Consider the following 19,327-nt stretch of genomic DNA (forward strand, 5'->3'; position numbering starts at 1 on the left):
CACTCTAGCCTTATCTTGTTAGCCTTTGATACAGTTTAAACGCGGCAATACGTTGTTGCCGTGATAACCGACAGCGACAACTGAAGAGACTCCTATGTCTGAATCCAAATCGTCTAAAAAAGTGCTTAGTGTTGATGATGAAGTTGAATTCAGTCATTGGCAACTGCCTGATATCACCCGAGATCAAAGCCAAGATCCATCAAATATGTTTGGTAAGTCGTCAAAACCTTACGAAGCAAAACCCGTCACTGCAGAAAAATCAATGGCACCACCAACTATGGCGCAAATTGAAGATATTCGCGCTACTGCTGAACAAGAAGGGTTTGAGCAAGGCAAGCAAGATGGGTATCAGCAAGGGGTAGAGCAAGGTCGCTTAGAGGGCTTAGAGCAAGGCCACAGTGAGGGTTTTGCTCAAGGTGAACAGCAAGGGTTAGAAGCTGGTCAAACCCAAGTTAATCAGTTGCTTGAGCAGTTGTCTCAACTTATCAATCAGTTTGAACAACCGCTTGCTGTTTTAGATGTTGAAATCGAAGCTGAGCTGCTGGCCATGACCATTAGTTTGGCTAAGTCGGTTGTTGGGCATGAATTAAAAACTCATCCGGAACATATTTTATCGGCGCTTCGTCAAGGTGTTGACGCACTGCCTTTAAAAGATCAATTAGTGAAATTACGCTTAAATCAACACGATGCTGATGTGGTTTCACACAGTTATCCGCCAGAGCAACTGCAAAAGAATCAATGGCAAATCGATATTGACCCAACATTATCAAATGGCGACTGCGTTATCGAGAGTGTACGTTCATCGGTAGATTTACGGGTAGAGCAGCGCATTGAACAAGTGTTTACTGAGCTGGAATTACAGGCCGATCAGTTAGCGAAAAATACCCAGCAATTAAAAGAAGCCACACCGACTTACCAAACAACCACAGTGGATGATTTAAGCGCTTATCAGCAAGCGCAAACTCAAGCTCAAGCAAAGCAAACTGAACCAGACAATGTGCAGCCGCAAGCGCAAGATGTCGCGCAAACTGAGCAAATGCCTGATGCAGTTGCTGCTGAAATCGAGCCCGAACTCGATCCAACATTAGCAACAACAGAATCATCTGTAGAAAGTACTGAGCAAGACATAACGCTAACGGATGAGCCAAATGATGTTAAGGACAATGGATGAGTTCACGGAAGCAACAATTACTCAATAAATTTGCCGTTCACCATAAGCAAGTCTTGCCGCTACGCCCCGTTGCCAGCGGGCAGTTAGTGCGAGTTGTTGGCTTAACACTCGAAGCCACAGGTTGTCGTGCGCCAGTGGGCAGCTTATGTTCAATTGAAACTATGGCGGGTGAGTTGGTTGCTGAAGTGGTTGGTTTTGATGACAAGTTACTTTATCTCATGCCAATTGAAGAACTACGTGGTGTATTGCCCGGTGCGCGAGTTAGACCACTAGGTGAGCAGTCGAGTTTAAATGTGGGGTTGTCATTGCTTGGGCGAGTGCTCGACGGCAGTGGCGCGCCATTAGATGGATTAGGGCCGCTCAATACCGATCAGCAGGCGGCTCGACATGGTCCTAATATTAACCCTTTATCTCGCAGGGCAATCACTGAACCTTTAGATGTGGGCGTAAGGGCCATTAACTCAATGCTTACCGTCGGTAAAGGTCAACGTATGGGCTTGTTTGCTGGCTCTGGTGTGGGTAAAAGTGTGCTGTTAGGCATGATGACACGCGGCTCAACTGCCGACATTATTGTGGTTGGGCTGGTGGGTGAACGTGGCCGAGAAGTCAAAGAATTTATTGAAGAAATTTTAGGTGAGCAAGGCCGTGCACGCTCGGTTGTGGTTGCCGCGCCTGCTGACACATCGCCATTAATGCGTTTGCGTGCTTGTGAAACCTCTACCCGAATCGCTGAGTATTTTCGCGATTTAGGCTACGATGTATTACTGCTAATGGACAGTTTAACCCGTTATGCTCAGGCTCAGCGTGAGGTTGCGTTAGCGGTGGGTGAGCCACCAGCCACCAAAGGCTATCCGCCTTCAGTGTTTGCTAAATTGCCGCGCTTAGTTGAGCGCGCGGGTAATGGCGGGCCAGGGCAAGGCTCTATTACTGCGTTTTATACCGTACTAACCGAAGGTGATGATCAACAAGATCCTATTGCCGATGCATCGCGGGCGATTTTAGACGGCCACGTGGTGTTGTCGCGTCAACTGGCTGACTCTGGCCATTACCCTGCCATTGATGTTGAAGCGTCGATTAGCCGTGTGGCGCCCATGGTGATTAGTGCTGAGCATTTAGAGGCTATGCGCCGAGTGAAGCAAATGTATTCGCTATACCAACAAAACCGCGACTTAATTTCTATTGGGGCGTATGCACAAGGTAGCGATCCGCGTATTGATAATGCGATTCGCTTACAACCTGCCATGAATGCTTTTTTACGCCAGGGCTTTAAAGACCCAGTGAGTTTTGACGACAGTAAAGTGATGCTGACTCAAATTGCAGCGCAGTGCCAAGGCTAACCCATGGCTAAAACTGACCCCCTTGTTACGGTACTTAAATTAGCGGTCGAGGCCGAAGAAAAAGCCGCGTTGCAGTTAAAAGCGGCACAATTTGAACGGCAAAAGCGTCAAGGGCAACTTGATGCATTAAATAATTATCGCCTAGATTACATGAAGCAAATGGAAGGCCATACCGGCACCACATTGCGCGCTAATCAGTATCATCAATTTCATCAGTTTATTCGCCAGGTAGACAGTGCGATTAATCAGCAAGTTGCAGTTGTGCAAGACGGTGAAAAACAAGTTGGCTATCGGCAACAACATTGGCAAGAAACCCAGCAAAAACGCAAAGCTGTTGAAATGCTACTCGCTAAAAAAGCCACCAAAGCGCAAATCGCTGAGTCAAAACGTGAGCAAAAAATGTCTGATGAGTTTGCCATGCAACAATATTTTAGAAACAAAATGAAATAGTGCGCTAAGCCTTATTGTGCTTTTTATTCTCCCTGTTAGTTAGCTTTCTAGTCATCCTATTCAGTTTCCCTCTCTTTATTAATCATACCCAATAAAATAAGTGGCACTTTAATTGCTTCCTTTTAATTATTGAAAGCGAAATCGTCAGCGAAGTGACAGTCACCAAGGGTATTTTGCCGCCTTTATCGTCTGGGGTGATTTGTCTGAATGATCAGGGTCATTAAGCCCGCTGGTGAATATAAGTAGAATCCGTTGTTGATAATACAACAGCAAACTTGATTTGATTAAGTGGAGCCCATTATGCAGCAAATGAGCAATATCTTACTGAGCAATAGCAGCCAATCTGCTGATGTTAGTTCGAAAAATAATATGCAAGATATTGAAAATACATCATTCTTGTCTGCATTCTCTCAAGCTAATGAATCGAGTGAACCAGTAAAAAACAGCGGTGTTAAAGCTGTGGATACAAATGTCGAAGTGCCAATATACGATGCCGATATCGAAAAAGAACTCAATAAAACGGCTGAACAACTTGCTGATGAAAATGCTGACGCGGATATGATTTTTGCCCAACTCACCATGGCTGACTCATTAGGTAAACGTCACTCGGGTGGCGGAAACGAATTGCCGCTTATCGATAAACACGGTGTATACGTTGAACAAGACTCTCAATTAGAGCCGGTTATTGACGCACCAAGCTCTGTCTCTTCTACCGCTGTACCTGTTACGGATAATTCATTCGAACTCGAGCAAATTAGCTTCGATTCTATTGAGTTTGAAGGCGAACTATTTACCAATACGATTGACCTTGCACCGCAGCTTAGCTCGTCAAAAGAGGTGGTGGCGCAACTGAGTGAACAAGAGCTCAGTGGTTTAATGGCCTTTAGTCATTTATCTGCAAAAGAATTGCAGGTATTAGATCGTGAGCAGTTAAGTGCAATCATTAAGGACTTTAATTTACAGGCCCCAGTGGTCGATGAGTCAATTTTGGCGATGGCAGATATTGACTTTAAATTAGATGAGGCTGAAGAGGTATCACTGCAACTACTGAATAGTGACGAGCAAAGCGAAATAGACAAAGCGCTTGGCGTCTCTATGTTTGAGCAAGTCAAACCTAACAATATGCAGGCAACGACAGCCTCACAGGCTATTACTGATGATATCGATGGAATTGACTTTACAAAGACCACGGTTACTGCAGAAGAAATAAAGTCTAAAACTGCTTCGCTCGCTGCGGGTGATGCTGATGTTGAAACCGCTAAATCGGCCCCTGATACTATTGATTTTACAACGGTGACAACAGCAACTACCGATAGTGTCGATACGGATGATATTGATGTTACCTTGACGCAGTCTATTTCTGCGCTAAACGCATCGCCATCTTCAAATGCTGCTTCAGTGTCAACACTTGGCGCAGAATCTTCAGCCTCTAAAGTTGACTTACAATCCTCGAGCGCTTGGGCTGCTGACGCTAAATCAATTTTAGGCGATAAAACCCGTATTGATGGCAACATTCAAGCCGATCCTGCTAACAGTAAAGTATTGGCAAAGGCTGAGTTTTCTGTGGTACTCGACTCGGTCGCCTCAAAAGTGTCAGCAAATGAGTTAAGTCACACTGCCAGCGTTACTACAAGTGGCTTAGACTTTATGTCAGAAACCGCTGAAACAGATACCAAAGCGTTGCAAAACCAAAGCAGTTTTACCCCAGCTCACAAGAGTGAGGTACCGCAGTTTCAACTATCGTTAAGGCCGCAAACTCAGGCCGATGCCGGCACGCAAATGCAGGAAATGATCCAGAAGTTTTCTCCAGTAATGAAGCAGCAGCTAGTCACTATGGTCAGTAATGGTATTCAACAGGCCGAAATCCGCCTTGATCCACCAGAGCTAGGTCATCTTACGGTGAAGATTCAAATCCAGGGTGACCAAACCCAGGTGCAGTTTAACGTTGCACAATCACAAACTCGTGACTTAGTTGAACAAGCGATTCCTCGTTTACGTGACATGTTAGCCAGTGAAGGATTACAACTGACCGATAGTCATGTATCCCAAGGTGGCGACGGGCGAGAGCAACAGCAAGGACAAAGTGGACAACAGGGCACTGCCGCAGACGGCCAATTGGATGAAATAGCAGCACAAGAAGTGAACTTGATGACAAATTCGTCAAGGAGTTTACATTCTGCTATAGATTATTATGCTTAAGCAGGTAACCTATAGAGATTATATGACTTTTTATAACAATGGTTGATTGAGTTTGTCATCATATTGATCACGTTGTTGATTGGGGACCATCATGGCTGAAGAAGAATTAGAGTTACAAGATGCCGCAGAGGGTGGCAAAAAGAAAAACAAACTGGTGCTGTTTGGCGGCATTGGTTTAGTGGTGCTGTTATTAGCGGGTGGTGCAGCGTGGTTTTTTATGGGTTCAGACGAACCGGCCGCCGCAGCAAACCCTAACGCGCCTGAGGCTCAAGCCGCTGAGCCTGAAGAGATGGCTCAAGCCGATTACGTTGGCATGCCAAGACCATTTCTATTTAATCTCCCCGGTGTTGACCGTGCGCGTTTAGTTGAAATTAAAGTACAGCTTATGGTGCGCGGTGAAGATGACAGTGTGCTAACTAAAAAACATATTCCTTTAATTGAAGATGCATTATTGACTACGTTTAGCGGTGCAGATGTGCAAAAGCTCAGCACCCAAGCCGGTAAAGATGAGCTTCGTCAACTCGCATTGCTCAATGTACAAAATACGCTGCAACCAATAACAGGTAAAAAAGTGGTCGAAAAGGTCCTGTTTACTGGTTTTGTTATGCAATAACCCAATGCATTAACTGCTAAGGCCACGATGTGAGTGATTTATTAAGCCAAGATGAAATCGATGCGCTACTACATGGAGTAGACGATGTCGATGAGGATGATATTGAGGAGAGCAGTGAAGATGCTCGCTCATATGACTTTTCGTCTCAAGACAGAATTGTGCGTGGCCGTATGCCCACGCTTGAAATCGTCAACGAACGTTTTGCACGTCATCTTCGTATAAGCATGTTTAACATGATGCGCCGTGCGGCTGAAGTGTCAATTAATGGCGTGCAAATGCTTAAGTTTGGCGAGTACGTACACACGCTATTTGTACCAACGAGTTTGAATATGGTGCGTTTTAGCCCATTAAAAGGCACTGCACTTATCACCATGGAAGCACGTTTAGTGTTTATATTGGTGGATAACTTCTTTGGTGGCGATGGTCGATTCCATGCCAAAATTGAAGGCCGTGAATTTACCCCAACAGAACGCCGAATTGTGCAGTTGTTGTTAAAGATTATTTTTGAAGATTATAAAGACGCTTGGGCACCAGTAATGGATGTCGAGTTTGAATACCTTGACTCAGAAGTTAACCCTGCAATGGCCAACATTGTCAGCCCGACGGAAGTGGTGGTGATTAACTCATTCCACATTGAAGTTGATGGCGGCGGCGGTGATTTTCACATCACTATGCCTTATTCGATGATTGAGCCAATTCGTGAACTGCTCGATGCTGGTGTACAAAGTGATAAACAAGATACTGATATGCGCTGGTCACAAGCGTTACGTGATGAAATCATGGATGTTCAAGTCGGCTTTGATGCCAACATTGTTGAGCATGAAGTCACGTTGCGTGATGTGATGGGGTTTAAAGCCGGTGATATTATTCCGATAGACCTGCCAGAGCATATTATGATGCGAATTGAAGACTTACCCACTTATCGTTGTAAGTTAGGCAAGTCACGAGATAATTTAGCATTAAAAATCAGTGAAAAAATAGCTAGACCTGAAACGGTTAAATCAGAATTACAACTGGTAACACGTAAAGGTAAATCTCGTGATATTTCAGATTTATAAGGTGATGTAAATGAGCACAGAAGATACTGGTGATGATTGGGCTGCAGCAATGGCTGAGCAAGCGTTAGAAGAAGCGCAACAAGTTGAACTCGATGAGTTAGTTGACGATTCTAAACCGATAACCAAAGAAGAAGCCGCTAAACTCGACTCCATCCTTGATATCCCGGTGACGATTTCAATGGAAGTGGGTCGCAGTTTTATCAGCATTCGTAATTTACTGCAGTTAAACCAGGGCTCGGTAGTTGAACTTGACCGTGTTGCCGGTGAGCCACTTGATGTGATGGTTAATGGTACCTTGATTGCTCATGGTGAAGTGGTCGTGGTTAACGATAAATTTGGTATTCGTTTAACTGATGTGATTAGCCAAACTGAACGCATTAAAAAGCTCAAGTAATCTTTTTAATCGACAACAATACAAGGGATTACCGTGGCGAATATGATTTCAATGCTCAGTGTGATGGCCCAAGCATTGACCGATGTCGATGCGGCTAACTCAACCACTACGGCAGTACTTACCCGCACTTCTGAGGCGTCAAACACCGCCACCTTAGCCAATATGGTTGGCGGGTTAATTGTGGTGCTCGCCCTCATTTTTGTTTTAGCCTACATTGTTAAGCGGTTAAATCTTGTCCCCTCAAACGGCGGAGTGATTAAAAGCCTCGCGGTAACCCCTATTGGCCAACGTGAAAAAGTGGTGTTGATTGAGGTGAACGGTCAACAATATTTACTCGGTGTGACTTCGCAGCAAATCAGCCTAATTGATAAATTGGACACTCAAGTTGACGTGCCAACCACCTCATTTGCCAGCCGTCTTAAACAAGCCAAGGAACAGCAATAATGAATAAATGCACCAGTTTATTGGTGATCACCCTCATGGCCATGGTGGCAATGTTATTTGCGCCTGAGGTATTGGCACAAGACGGTGTACTGCCTGCGGTGACAGTAACAACAGGCGCTGATGGTTCGACTGAGTATTCGGTCACGTTACAAATCTTGTTGCTGATGACCGCAATGAGCTTTATCCCTGCCATGGTGATAATGCTGACGTCGTTTACGCGTATTATTGTGGTGTTGTCAATATTACGTCAGGCGTTAGGGTTGCAGCAAACTCCATCAAATCAGGTGCTTATTGGTATCAGTTTGTTTATGACGTTTTTTATTATGGCGCCAGTATTTGATAAAATTTATGTCGAAGCTGTTGAGCCTTATGTTAATGAAACCATGACTCTGACCCAAGCCTATGATGTAGGTAAAGAGCCGATTAAAACCTTTATGCTGTCGCAAGTTCGCACCACAGATTTACAAACCTTTATTGAAATATCGGGTTATAAAGACATTCAATCTCCTGAGCAAGCGCCGATGAGCGTGGTGATTCCCGCGTTTATTACCAGTGAGCTAAAAACCGCTTTCCAAATAGGCTTTATGTTATTTGTGCCATTTTTAGTGCTTGATTTAGTGGTCGCCAGTATTTTGATGGCTATGGGTATGATGATGCTGTCGCCGATGATCGTGTCGCTACCGTTTAAGATAATGTTATTCGTGTTAGTTGATGGTTGGGGCCTAGTGATGGGCACACTAGCCAATAGTTTCGGAATATAAGGCCGGGTATTTATGTCTCCTGAATCGCTCATTGATATCTTTCGAGAAGCACTATCAGTTATTGTTCTGATCGTGTCAGCGATTATTTTACCCGGCTTATTTATTGGTTTAATTGTGGCAGTATTCCAGGCGGCTACCTCGATTAACGAACAAACCTTAAGCTTTTTACCTCGCTTGTTGATGACCTTATTTGCCTTAATGTTTTTAGGGCATTGGTTGGTGCAAACCATGATGGACTTCTTTATTGAAATGGTGAATCTCATTCCCATGGTGATAGGGTAAATCATGGATATTTTGTTTGATGAAATCAGTCAAACAATTGCCGCATACCTGCTGCCGTTCTTTCGTATTTCGTCAATGTTAATGGTGATGGCGGTATTTGGCGCTAACACCACTCCCTCTAGAGTTAGACTGTTATTAGCGGTGGCCATTACCATGGCTGTTGCGCCTGTTTTGCCGCCCATGGATAGCATCGAACTGATGGCATTTAGCTCGGTGTTTGTTATTGCGCAGCAAATCCTAATAGGTGTAACGATGGGGTTTATCACCTTAATGGTGATGCAAACCTTTGTACTGACAGGGCAAATTATTGGTATGCAAACCAGTTTAGGTTTTGCTTCAATGGTCGACCCTGGCTCTGGTGAGCAAACGCCAGTAGTGAGTAACTTCTTTTTATTATTAACGACGTTAATCTTTTTAGCCGTTGATGGCCATTTACTGATGTTTAGAATGCTGGTGGCCAGTTTTGAAACCATTCCAGTGTCAACCCAAGGTATAGCGATTGAAAATTATCGCGCTTTGGCTGAGTGGGGCAGTTTTATGTTTGGCTCGGCATTGACCATGTCGATTTCTGCGATTGTAGCCTTGTTATTGATTAACTTATCGTTTGGTGTGATGACCCGAGCATCACCGCAGCTCAATATTTTCTCAATCGGCTTCCCTGTGACCATGGTCAGCGGTTTGTTGATTTTATGGTTAACCTTAGGCCCTATCATGGCGCATTTTGATGAAGTTTGGCAGGCCGCACAGGTACTGATGTGTGATGTATTGCAACTTCAATGTCGAACCGATGCTGTTGTCGTATTTTAAGGGGGTTGCATGGCAGAAAATGATAGCAGTCAAGAACGCACAGAAGACCCCACCAGTAAACGACTTGAACAAGCGCGTGAAAAGGGTCAAGTCGCTCGCTCAAAAGAGTTAGGCACCGCAGCTGTATTACTCGCCGCATCGGTAGGCTTTGCAATGACTGGCCCGTCAATTGCCATCAGTCTTTACACCATCATGAAACAAATTTTCACGATGGAGCGCGACCAAATATTTGATACTAACTCAATGTTTCGTGTTTGGGGCGTGGTCGGCAACGAACTCGCCTGGCCGTTGATTAGCTTTATTGCCTTACTGGCATTGGTGTCGTTTATTGGCAATGTTGCGTTAGGTGGTATGTCTTTTTCGGTTAAAGCTTTTATGCCTAAAGGCAGTAAACTAAACCCAATGAATGGCTTTAAGCGCATGTTTGGTACCCAAGCATTAGTCGAGTTAGCCAAAGGTATTGCTAAATTTTCTGTTGTGGCGTTATCTGCTTATTTTTTATTACGTTTTTACTTTTTTGATATTTTAACGCTATCAAGCGATCACCTGCCTGGTAATGTATATCACGCGTTAGAACTGCTGGTTTGGATGTTTATTTTACTGTGCAGCTCGATGTTGTTAATTGTGGTGATTGATGTGCCATTTCAAATTTGGAATCACAATAAACAACTTAAAATGACTAAACAGGAAGTTAAAGACGAGTACAAAGATACTGAAGGTAAGCCCGAAGTTAAAGGCCGTATTAGGCAATTGCAGCACGAAATGGCCCAGCGGCGGATGATGACAGAAGTGCCGAATGCTGATGTGATTGTGGTTAACCCAGAGCATTATGCCGTGGCAGTTAAATACGATGTTACTCGTTCATCAGCGCCATTTTTACTCGCCAAAGGCGTGGATGATGTTGCATTTAAAATCCGTGAAATTGCGCGCGAACATAACGTGGCGATTGTGTCAGCGCCGCCACTTGCAAGGGCGATATACCATACCACCAAGATCGATCAACAAGTGCCAGAAGGTTTATTTACCGCGGTTGCGCAAGTGTTAGCCTACGTATTTCAACTTAGGCAATATCAAAAAGGTAAAGGTCGCCGACCTAAGTCCATTCCAATTAATCAACCAATACCTGACGATTTAAAATACTAAATCAGTTAATCGTTGTTGCTTTTCATATATGGCTTAATTTTTGCTTCATAGGTTTATTCGCGTCAATTAACAGTCCTTTGACGCCGTAGACTGACACAAAGGGTTCCTCTTTTATGGATGCAAAAGCAGCTTTTGGCCAATTTAAACAAATAAGACCTGCCACGTTTAAAGGCGTTGGTACGCCATTATTGGTGCTTGCTGCGTTAGGCATGGTGGTATTGCCCATCCCAGCTTTTCTGCTCGATATCTTATTCTCATTCAATATTGCCCTGGCTTTAGTGGTATTGCTGGTGGCGATTTATACTGACCGCCCACTAGATTTTGCAGCATTTCCTACCGTGCTATTGGTTGCAACGCTGCTGCGATTGGCCTTGAACGTTGCCTCTACTCGTGTGGTGTTACTTGACGGACATAATGGCGGTGACGCTGCAGGTAAAGTGATTGAGGCCTTTGGTTCGGTGGTTATTGGCGGCAATTATGCTGTGGGTTTAGTGGTCTTCCTTATTCTGATTATCATTAACTTTGCCGTAGTGACTAAAGGTGCAGGGCGTATTTCAGAAGTGAGCGCCCGCTTTACTCTAGATGCAATGCCTGGCAAACAAATGGCCATTGATGCCGACTTAAACGCGGGTACTTTAACCCAGGACCAAGCGCGCATTCGCCGTGCCGAAGTGACCCGAGAGGCTGACTTTTACGGTGCTATGGACGGTGCGTCGAAGTTTGTTAAAGGTGATGCGATTGCCGGTATTATGATCCTTGTGATTAACATACTTGGTGGTTTTGTTATTGGTATGGTGCAGCATGATCTTGATTTTTCAAGTGCTGTTGAAATTTATACCCTATTAACCATTGGTGATGGTTTAGTTGCGCAAATTCCGGGTTTGTTACTGTCGATTGCCGCGGCCTTAATGGTTACGCGTCAAAACGAGTCTGGTGACATGGGCCAGATGATGATGAGTCAGATGTTTGACAATCATAAGTCGTTAGCCATTGCTGCTGGACTGTTATTTATCATGGGGGTTGTGCCTGGCATGCCTCATGTTGCCTTTTTAACCTTCGCTTTTATTACTGCAGGTGCGGCTTATTTTGTTTACAAACGTAATATGGATAAGAAACAAGCGGCATTAGCTGTGGCGACAAAAGGCCCAGCAGAAACCAAAGATAAAGAGCCAAAAGAACTGAGCTGGGAAGATGTTCGCCATGTCGATACGATTGGCCTTGAAGTTGGGTATCGGTTGATTCCATTGGTTGATAAGTCGCAAGGCGGTGAATTATTAGGCCGAATTAAAGGCGTACGTAAAAAATTGTCCCAAGAACTCGGATTTTTAGTGCCAGCAGTGCATATTCGTGACAACCTTGACCTATCGCCTAATGCGTATCGTATTTCATTGATGGGTGTGGTGGTCGGTGAAGCCGAAGTGAGACATGACTGTGAACTGGCGATTAACCCAGGCCAGGTTTATGGCAAGCTTGATGGTATCGAAACCCGCGACCCTGCTTTTGGTTTAGAAGCGGTGTGGATCGCACCTGAACAGCGTGAACACGCACAAACCTTAGGTTACACCGTGGTTGATACCGCGACTGTCGTCGCGACCCATATTAGTCAGTTGCTAAGTAATAACGCTGCTAAATTGTTGGGCTACGAAGAAGTGCAACAATTAATGGATATGCTCGCTAAGAACTCGCCAAAACTCGTGGATGGTTTTGTCCCAGACATTATGCCGTTAGGTTCGGTGGTTAAAGTGATGCAAAACCTACTCAACGAAGGGGTGTCGGTACGTGACTTACGCACAATTGTACAAACCTTGTTAGAGTATGGCAGTAAGAGTAATGATACCGAAGTACTGACCGCAGCGGTGCGTATTGCCTTAAAACGCATGATAGTACAAGAAATCTCAGGGCCAGAATTAGAAATCCCTGTCATAACATTGGCGCCAGAGTTGGAACAGATGTTGCATAAGTCTATGCAGGCGACAGGTGGAGAAGGGCCAAATATTGAACCCGGCCTCGCAGAACGCATGCAGCAGTCACTTTTAGACGCTGCCCAGAAGCAAGAAATGGTAGGACAACCAGCCATATTATTGACATCTGGCATGCTAAGATCCACTTTGTCACGATTTGTTAAATACACTATTCCAAATTTACGGGTGATTTCTTACCAAGAAATTCCCGATGAGAAACAAATCAGGATTGTTTCTGCTGTAGGTCAATAGTGATAATGTCAGTTTAAAGAGGTGCGTACGTGAAAATTAAACGATTTTTTGCCAAAGATATGCGTGCAGCATTGGCTCAAGTAAAAGACACCTTAGGGTCTGACGCTGTCATTATGTCAAACAAAAAAGTCACTGGTGGCATCGAAATCGTTGCCGCAGTTGACTACGATGAGCCTAAAGCGGCCATTGCTTCGCAAGCTCCTACAACTGGCTTTATGGATGTGAGCGAAGATAAAGTCTCACTTGGGGCTAAGCCTGCGGTTAAAGCGCATTCAAAAGTGAGCCCTCCTCCAGCGGCTGATTCATTACAAGCCTTACTTGAAAAACAACACAATCGCATGACGCAGCAAATGACCGCTTCACGTCATGATGAACCTGAGCTACCTGAATGGGCCCGCCAGTTAGAAGGGGCGAAAACGCCTAAGCAAAACCCAAGTACGCCGCCAGTTAATCAACTTGATAAGTCTCACAAATCCAATAAAAATCAATCTGCTGAAATGGATTCATTACGTGAAGAAATGGCATCACTGAGAAGCTTGTTAACTCATCAAGTGTCATCGTTAATGAAAGATCATAAAAAGCGTACTGACCCTGTGGGCGCAATGTTAGAAAGTAAATTAGTGGCTGCAGAGTTTTCTCCTGCGGTTGCTGGTAAACTAGCAGGATTAAGCCAGCATTACTCGCCAGCTGACCTCGTTAGAGCGTTACCACAAAGCTTGGCTAATTTACTGGATAACCAAGGTGATGACATTGTTAAGCGCGGCGGTGTAGTAGCATTTGTGGGGCCTACTGGGGTAGGTAAAACCACTTCGCTTGCTAAAATAGCGGCACGTTTTGCAGCACACCATGGCCCAGAGCAAGTCGCATTAATTACGACCGATCATTATCGTATCGGGGCATATGAGCAATTAGCGACATATGGTAAAATTATGGGCTGCCCAGTAAAGCAAGCACATGATTTAAGTGAGCTAGAGCAAATTTTGTATCAATTTAGAAATCGTAAGCTAGTGTTAATTGATACCGCGGGTATGGGACAACGTGACATGCGTCTATATCAACAACTTGATAATTTGACAGCAAATAGTAGGATCCCTATCCGCAGTTACTTGGTAATGTCTGCCACAGGGCAACGTCGTGTGTTACAAGATGCAGTAGAGCACTTTAAACGCATTCCATTATCAGGTGCAATTTTGACCAAATTAGATGAATCCGTCTCAATTGCAGGTGCATTGAGCGTATTGATTCAAAATGAGTTACCATTGAGTTATGTGACTGACGGCCAACGTGTTCCTGAAGACATGAAAGTGGCAGATACGTTAGAATTAGCTAAACAAGCACTAGCAGCATTAAACGATACAGAACAACAAACGTCACAAGACACGGCATGGTCAAACGACAGTGCCTATGCATTTGAGTAAAGATATGACTCGGGATCAAGCAAGTGGTTTACGTATGATGAATCAACCAAATAACGATAAAGTTAAAGTAATTGCCGTCTCCGGTGGTAAAGGTGGCGTCGGCAAAACAAGCGTGTCAATTAATACTGCAGTTGCATTAGCCGAAAAAGGCAAACGTGTATTGGTGCTTGATGCTGACTTAGGCTTAGCCAACGTAGATGTTATGCTCGGGATCCGAGCAGAGAAAAACTTATCACATGTGTTATCTGGCGATGCAGAGCTAGATGACATCATTGTGCGTGGGCCTAAAGGCATTGGTATTGTGCCAGCAACCTCAGGCACTCAAGCCATGGTTGAATTGACTCAAGCACAGCATGCTGGATTAATTCGTGCATTTAGCGAAATGCGTACTCAATTTGACATATTAATTGTCGATACTGCAGCCGGTATCTCCGATATGGTGTTGAGTTTTTCACGTGCTTCGCAAGATGTGCTCATTGTTGTATGTGATGAACCTACCTCAATTACCGACGCTTACGCCTTAATTAAAATCTTAAGTCGTGAGCACGGTGTGTTCCACTTCAAAATTGTGGCAAATATGGTGCGTAGTTTACGCGAAGGTATGGAATTATTTGCTAAACTCAGTAAAGTGACAGACAGATTTTTAGATGTGGCACTTGAGTTAGTTGCTACCGTTCCTTTTGATGAGAACTTACGTAAATCTGTCCGTAAACAAAAATTAGTTGTTGAAGCTTTTCCCAAGTCTCCATCAGCGATTGCTTACCATGGTTTAGCCAATAAAATTATGACTTGGCCTATTCCACAGCAACCGGGTGGTCATTTAGAGTTTTTTGTTGAACGTTTAGTGCAACGTAAGCCAACAGAAGAGGAAAGAGCGAGTGAATAAAGCCGCAGCGTATACTCAGTTCGATAACAAAACATCGATTGTTGAACAGTATGCACCGTTGGTGAAAAGAATTGCTCATCATATGTTGGCAAGGTTACCAGCATCAGTGCAACTAGACGACTTATTACAAGCCGGCATGATGGGACTACTCGAAGCATCATCAAAATTTGATGGCAGCAAAGGGGCCAAGTTTGAAACCTTTGCAGGTATTCGTATTCGTGGGGCAATGATTGACGAAATCCGTCGTGGTGACTGGGTTCCCCGCTCTGTCCATCGTAACAATCGCCGTGTTGCCCAAGTCATTGATGAGTTAGGGCAACAGTTAGGCCGTGATGCACGTGACACAGAAATAGCTGAAAAACTTGATATGTCTCTTGATGAGTACCATCATATCTTAAATGATGTTTCTGTCGGTAAAATCATAGGCATAGAAGATCTTGGTGTGTCTCAGGATGTGTTAATCACCGATGACGAATCACCAGATGAAACATTTGACTCTCTTGCTGAGACACAATTCCAATCTGCGCTAGTCGAAGCAATTAAAACATTGCCAGAAAGAGATGCGTTAGTGCTGTCGTTATATTATGACGAAGCATTAAACTTAAAAGAAATTGGTGCAATCCTTGAAGTAAGCGAATCGCGAGTTAGCCAGATATTAAGTCAGGCTATGCTCCGCTTAAAAGCGAAACTCAAGCATTGGACACAAGAATAATAACTAATTATAGAGCAAACGATTGTTAGCTCACCGGAGGAAACCTTGGACAAGAATATGAAGATTCTTATTGTTGACGACTTTTCAACAATGAGACGTATCATTAAGAACTTGTTGCGAGACTTGGGATTTAACAATACCCAAGAAGCAGATGATGGCTCAACGGCCCTACCAATGTTGCAAAAAGGCGAATTTGACTTTGTTGTAACTGATTGGAACATGCCTGGAATGCAGGGTATTGATTTACTTAAAGCAATCCGCGCAGACGATTCACTAAAACATTTACCCGTATTAATGGTGACAGCTGAAGCTAAGCGTGAACAAATCATTGCTGCGGCCCAAGCGGGTGTAAACGGTTATGTCGTTAAACCTTTTACAGCGGCTACGTTAAAAGAAAAGTTAGACAAAATCTTTGAACGACTCGCATAAGCAAGGATAAGTCATGCAGGCATCAATATCGGGGTTAATTACTCTCGAACAGGCCCAGCAACTTGTTGAACTGCTTTCTGCGGGAATGCAAGAACAAGCTGACGAAGTCATTAGAGAGCTTGCTTCTCCATTGCAGCGAGAGCTGTTTGAAGAAGTCGGTAAACTGACACGCCAATTGCACAGCGCGCTCAAAGATTTTCAAGTCGATAGCCGTTTGTCTGAGTTGGCTAACACTGAAATACCAGATGCCAAAGAAAGATTAAACTACGTTATTGATATGACAGAACAAGCTGCAAATAAAACCATGGATGCAGTTGAAGAATGTCTGCCTTTGGCCGATACCATTATTAGTAACATTCAATCAGTGACTCCTATGTGGGATAAATTGATGCGTCGTGATATTGCATTAGGTGAATTCAAATCACTTTGCCATGACGTACAACAATTTATGTCAAACAGTGAGCATGACTCTAACCGACTTCGTGAATTGCTCAATCAAATTTTGATGGCGCAAGACTTCCAAGATTTAACCGGTCAGATGATCCGTCGTGTGATTGAATTAGTGCGCGAAGTAGAAAGTAATTTAGTGTCCATGTTAACCGTATTTGGTGAGCATACTGCTGAATCATTACCTACAGTTAACGATAAAAAGATAGAGGCAGAAGGCCCGATCATGAACGCTGAGTTGCGCGAAGACGTGGTCGCTGGTCAGGATGAAGTTGACGATCTGCTATCAAGTCTGGGTTTCTAATTAGGAGTCAATTTAATGTCCTTTGATGTTGATGAAGAGATACTCCAGGACTTTTTAATTGAAGCTGGTGAGATTTTAGAGCTTCTACAAGAGCAGTTAGTCGCTCTTGAAAATAATCCTGATGACAGTGATTTATTAAATGCCATTTTTCGTGGTTTTCACACGGTAAAAGGTGGAGCTGGCTTTTTAAGTTTGAAGCCAATGGTTGACGTTTGTCACGAAGCTGAAAACACATTTGACCTGTTACGTACAGGAAAACGCGGCGTCAATGCAGAATTAATGGACATTATTTTGCAAGCCGTTGATGCCATCAATTCGATGTTTGCCCAAACACAGCAGGGCCAACAGCAAGATCCCGCTGATGCCGAACTACTCTCAAAATTAAAACTATTAAGTTCTGGTGCACCATTACCTTCAGAAATGGGCGAGACAGCTTTAGAGCCTGAAATTATTGAAGAAGCGGTTGAAGTTGTTGAACCTGAATACGTCGAAGACATTAGCTCAGAAGCCGCAGAGTCATCATCAAGTATTGATGAAATCGATGAGTCTGAGTTTGAAGCTTTGCTTGATGCGCTTCATGGTACAGGTAAAAGCCCGACATCAAATGCTACATCATCAGCCACTATTGAAACCCCAACATCTTCATCCTCAGCAACATCGTCAAATAGCGATGAAATAACCGACGACGAATTTGAAGCCTTACTGGATGAACTACATGGTTCTGGCTCGTTTAAAGCCAAAGATGAACCTGTAGCAGAAAAACCAAAACCAGCTGAACCTGTGGTTGAGCCTATGGTTGACTCAGATGAAATCACAGACGATGAGTTTGAGCGTTTATTAGATGAATTACATGGCAAAGGCGGCGCTCCTATTGTAGCCAAGTCGTCAACGCCAGCAGCTGCACCCGCCAGCGCCCCCGTACCACCTAAAGCGACTGAGGTTGTTAAACCTGCAGCGCCAACAAGCGCCCCAGTTAAAGCGACTCCTCCAGCCCCAGTGCCTAAAGTTGAAGCCGCTAAAGATAAAGCCGTAGCACCCGCACCAGCCAAAGCGCCTGCCGTGCCACAAGGTGAAACAACCGTTCGTGTTGATACTGCCCGCCTTGACGACATCATGAACATGGTCGGCGAGTTAGTGTTAGTTCGAAACCGCTTAGTGAGCCTTGGCATTACTCGTGAAGACGAAGAAATGTCTAAAGCGTTAGCCAACCTTGATTTGGTGACGGCTGACTTGCAGGGCGCGGTAATGAAAACCCGCATGCAGCCAATTAAGAAAGTCTTTGGTCGTTTTCCTCGTGTTGTTCGTGATATGGCGCGAACGTTAAACAAAGAAATTAATTTAATCATGATTGGTGAAGATACCGATCTTGATAAAAATCTAGTTGAGGCATTAGCCGATCCATTAGTCCACTTAGTGAGAAACTCAGTTGACCATGGTATTGAAATGCCAATTTCTCGCGAAGCCAGTGGCAAACCTCGTGCAGGTACCATTACTTTATCTGCCAGCCAAGAAGGTGACCATATCCTGCTTAAAATCGAGGATGATGGTGCAGGTATGGACCCAGAAAAGCTGAAACAAATTGCAATTTCCCGTGGTGTATTAGATGAAGATGCCGCCGCGAGAATGACTGATAACGAAGCCTACAACCTGATTTTTGCTCCGGGCTTTTCAACTAAAGTTGAGATTTCTGATATTTCAGGGCGTGGCGTTGGTATGGATGTGGTTAAAACCCGCATTAATCAACTAAACGGTACCGTGCATATTGATTCAATGAAGGGCAAAGGCACTGTACTTGAAATCAAAGTACCGTTAACTTTAGCTATCATGCCAACCTTAATGGTTGATGTGTCGAAACAAGTTTTCGCTTTACCATTATCTAGTGTGAATGAAATCTTTAATTTAGATCTAGGTAAAACCAATATTGTAGACGGCCAATTAACCGTTATTTTCCGTAATAAAGCCGTACCATTATTTTACTTAGAGCAATGGCTACACAGTAAAAAGAGCACCTTTAAACACGGTGATAAAAAACATGGTCATGTTGTTATTGTGCAACTCGGTACAATGCAAATTGGTTTTGTTGTTGATGCTTTAATTGGTCAAGAAGAAGTGGTCATCAAACCGCTTGGAAGTATGCTGCAAGGTACCCCGGGTATGGCAGGCGCAACGATTACTTCTGACGGTGGTATTGCACTTATTCTGGATATTCCTGGTTTACTAAAACATTACGCCAAAAACAAAAACAAAAAATAAAAGTTC

Annotated in this window: 19 protein-coding genes; all 19 read left to right on the top strand. The window is 44.0% G+C overall.

Annotated features, from left to right (window positions below; translation table 11 throughout):
• The first annotated feature begins 94 nt into the window (after positions 1–94).
• The 19 genes from fliH (at position 95) to IEY48_RS05185 (ending at position 19,321) form a co-directional block, all read left to right on the top strand.
• Complete coding sequence (gene fliH / locus IEY48_RS05095) at positions 95–1,171, top strand: flagellar assembly protein FliH (protein WP_188917934.1); 1,077 nt, start codon at positions 95–97, stop codon at positions 1,169–1,171.
• A complete protein-coding gene (gene fliI / locus IEY48_RS05100) occupies positions 1,168–2,508 on the top strand; it encodes a flagellar protein export ATPase FliI (protein WP_188917935.1) in 1,341 nt (446 codons plus the stop codon). The genes fliH and fliI overlap by 4 nt, the downstream gene beginning before the upstream one ends.
• Before the next feature lie 3 nt (positions 2,509–2,511).
• The gene (gene fliJ, locus IEY48_RS05105; protein ID WP_188917937.1) at positions 2,512–2,958 is read left to right on the top strand and encodes a flagellar export protein FliJ; all 447 of its coding nucleotides are present in this window, start codon (positions 2,512–2,514) and stop codon (positions 2,956–2,958) included.
• A 300-nt stretch (positions 2,959–3,258) separates the two neighbouring features.
• On the top strand, positions 3,259–5,157 hold the full coding sequence (locus IEY48_RS05110) for a flagellar hook-length control protein FliK (protein WP_188917938.1): 1,899 nt from the start codon (positions 3,259–3,261) through the stop codon (positions 5,155–5,157).
• Between the two features lie 91 nt (positions 5,158–5,248).
• Entirely contained in the window at positions 5,249–5,770 is a 522-nt protein-coding gene (fliL, locus tag IEY48_RS05115; RefSeq protein WP_283106147.1) for a flagellar basal body-associated protein FliL, read from the top strand.
• Positions 5,771–5,799: 29 nt separating this feature from the next.
• Positions 5,800–6,828 carry a flagellar motor switch protein FliM gene (gene fliM / locus IEY48_RS05120; RefSeq protein WP_188917940.1) on the top strand — a complete coding sequence of 343 codons (1,029 nt, stop codon included), beginning with the start codon at positions 5,800–5,802 and terminating at the stop codon, positions 6,826–6,828.
• A gap of 10 nt (positions 6,829–6,838) precedes the next feature.
• Positions 6,839–7,222: a flagellar motor switch protein FliN gene (gene fliN, locus IEY48_RS05125; RefSeq protein WP_160054621.1), complete on the top strand. Its 384-nt coding sequence runs from the start codon at positions 6,839–6,841 to the stop codon at positions 7,220–7,222.
• Positions 7,223–7,264: 42 nt separating this feature from the next.
• Entirely contained in the window at positions 7,265–7,666 is a 402-nt protein-coding gene (gene fliO / locus IEY48_RS05130) for a flagellar biosynthetic protein FliO (protein WP_229786332.1), read from the top strand.
• A 35-nt stretch (positions 7,667–7,701) separates the two neighbouring features.
• A complete protein-coding gene (gene fliP / locus IEY48_RS05135) occupies positions 7,702–8,427 on the top strand; it encodes a flagellar type III secretion system pore protein FliP (protein ID WP_373293699.1) in 726 nt (241 codons plus the stop codon).
• A gap of 12 nt (positions 8,428–8,439) precedes the next feature.
• Positions 8,440–8,709, top strand: a complete 270-nt coding sequence (gene fliQ, locus IEY48_RS05140) for a flagellar biosynthesis protein FliQ (RefSeq protein WP_188917944.1) — start codon at positions 8,440–8,442, stop codon at positions 8,707–8,709.
• Positions 8,710–8,712: 3 nt separating this feature from the next.
• On the top strand, positions 8,713–9,516 hold the full coding sequence (gene fliR, locus IEY48_RS05145) for a flagellar biosynthetic protein FliR (protein WP_188917946.1): 804 nt from the start codon (positions 8,713–8,715) through the stop codon (positions 9,514–9,516).
• 9 nt (positions 9,517–9,525) lie between these two features.
• Complete coding sequence (flhB, locus tag IEY48_RS05150; protein ID WP_188917948.1) at positions 9,526–10,659, top strand: flagellar biosynthesis protein FlhB; 1,134 nt, start codon at positions 9,526–9,528, stop codon at positions 10,657–10,659.
• 113 nt (positions 10,660–10,772) lie between these two features.
• Positions 10,773–12,872: a flagellar biosynthesis protein FlhA gene (flhA, locus tag IEY48_RS05155; protein ID WP_188917950.1), complete on the top strand. Its 2,100-nt coding sequence runs from the start codon at positions 10,773–10,775 to the stop codon at positions 12,870–12,872.
• Between the two features lie 29 nt (positions 12,873–12,901).
• A complete protein-coding gene (flhF, locus tag IEY48_RS05160; RefSeq protein ID WP_188917952.1) occupies positions 12,902–14,290 on the top strand; it encodes a flagellar biosynthesis GTPase FlhF in 1,389 nt (462 codons plus the stop codon).
• A 4-nt stretch (positions 14,291–14,294) separates the two neighbouring features.
• Positions 14,295–15,176: a MinD/ParA family protein gene (locus IEY48_RS05165; RefSeq protein WP_229786328.1), complete on the top strand. Its 882-nt coding sequence runs from the start codon at positions 14,295–14,297 to the stop codon at positions 15,174–15,176.
• Positions 15,169–15,888, top strand: coding sequence for an RNA polymerase sigma factor FliA (locus IEY48_RS05170; protein WP_188917954.1), 720 nt, complete (start codon positions 15,169–15,171; stop codon positions 15,886–15,888). Before IEY48_RS05165 ends, IEY48_RS05170 begins: the two co-directional genes overlap by 8 nt.
• A gap of 45 nt (positions 15,889–15,933) precedes the next feature.
• Positions 15,934–16,317, top strand: coding sequence for a chemotaxis response regulator CheY (gene cheY / locus IEY48_RS05175; protein WP_130597773.1), 384 nt, complete (start codon positions 15,934–15,936; stop codon positions 16,315–16,317).
• 13 nt (positions 16,318–16,330) lie between these two features.
• Positions 16,331–17,068 carry a protein phosphatase CheZ gene (locus IEY48_RS05180; protein WP_188917959.1) on the top strand — a complete coding sequence of 246 codons (738 nt, stop codon included), beginning with the start codon at positions 16,331–16,333 and terminating at the stop codon, positions 17,066–17,068.
• A gap of 15 nt (positions 17,069–17,083) precedes the next feature.
• Positions 17,084–19,321 (top strand): chemotaxis protein CheA, encoded by a 2,238-nt coding sequence (locus tag IEY48_RS05185; protein ID WP_188917961.1) that lies wholly within the window; start codon positions 17,084–17,086, stop codon positions 19,319–19,321.
• Positions 19,322–19,327 lie beyond the last annotated feature (6 nt).

The sequence above is a fragment of the Shewanella saliphila genome (assembly GCF_014648295.1).
Classification (GTDB): domain Bacteria; phylum Pseudomonadota; class Gammaproteobacteria; order Enterobacterales; family Shewanellaceae; genus Shewanella; species Shewanella saliphila.

Excerpts from the sequence above, each read along its gene's own strand:
- fliH (WP_188917934.1), top strand. The coding sequence starts at position 95 with ATGTCTGAATCCAAATCGTCTAAAAAAGTGCTTAGTGTTGATGATGAA.
- fliI (WP_188917935.1), top strand. The coding sequence starts at position 1,168 with ATGAGTTCACGGAAGCAACAATTACTCAATAAATTTGCCGTTCACCAT.
- fliJ (WP_188917937.1), top strand. The coding sequence starts at position 2,512 with ATGGCTAAAACTGACCCCCTTGTTACGGTACTTAAATTAGCGGTCGAG.
- IEY48_RS05110 (WP_188917938.1), top strand. The coding sequence starts at position 3,259 with ATGCAGCAAATGAGCAATATCTTACTGAGCAATAGCAGCCAATCTGCT.
- fliL (WP_283106147.1), top strand. The coding sequence starts at position 5,249 with ATGGCTGAAGAAGAATTAGAGTTACAAGATGCCGCAGAGGGTGGCAAA.
- fliN (WP_160054621.1), top strand. The coding sequence starts at position 6,839 with ATGAGCACAGAAGATACTGGTGATGATTGGGCTGCAGCAATGGCTGAG.
- fliO (WP_229786332.1), top strand. The coding sequence starts at position 7,265 with ATGATTTCAATGCTCAGTGTGATGGCCCAAGCATTGACCGATGTCGAT.
- fliP (WP_373293699.1), top strand. The coding sequence starts at position 7,702 with ATGGCCATGGTGGCAATGTTATTTGCGCCTGAGGTATTGGCACAAGAC.
- fliQ (WP_188917944.1), top strand. The coding sequence starts at position 8,440 with ATGTCTCCTGAATCGCTCATTGATATCTTTCGAGAAGCACTATCAGTT.
- fliR (WP_188917946.1), top strand. The coding sequence starts at position 8,713 with ATGGATATTTTGTTTGATGAAATCAGTCAAACAATTGCCGCATACCTG.
- flhB (WP_188917948.1), top strand. The coding sequence starts at position 9,526 with ATGGCAGAAAATGATAGCAGTCAAGAACGCACAGAAGACCCCACCAGT.
- flhA (WP_188917950.1), top strand. The coding sequence starts at position 10,773 with ATGGATGCAAAAGCAGCTTTTGGCCAATTTAAACAAATAAGACCTGCC.
- IEY48_RS05165 (WP_229786328.1), top strand. The coding sequence starts at position 14,295 with ATGACTCGGGATCAAGCAAGTGGTTTACGTATGATGAATCAACCAAAT.
- IEY48_RS05180 (WP_188917959.1), top strand. The coding sequence starts at position 16,331 with ATGCAGGCATCAATATCGGGGTTAATTACTCTCGAACAGGCCCAGCAA.
- IEY48_RS05185 (WP_188917961.1), top strand. The coding sequence starts at position 17,084 with ATGTCCTTTGATGTTGATGAAGAGATACTCCAGGACTTTTTAATTGAA.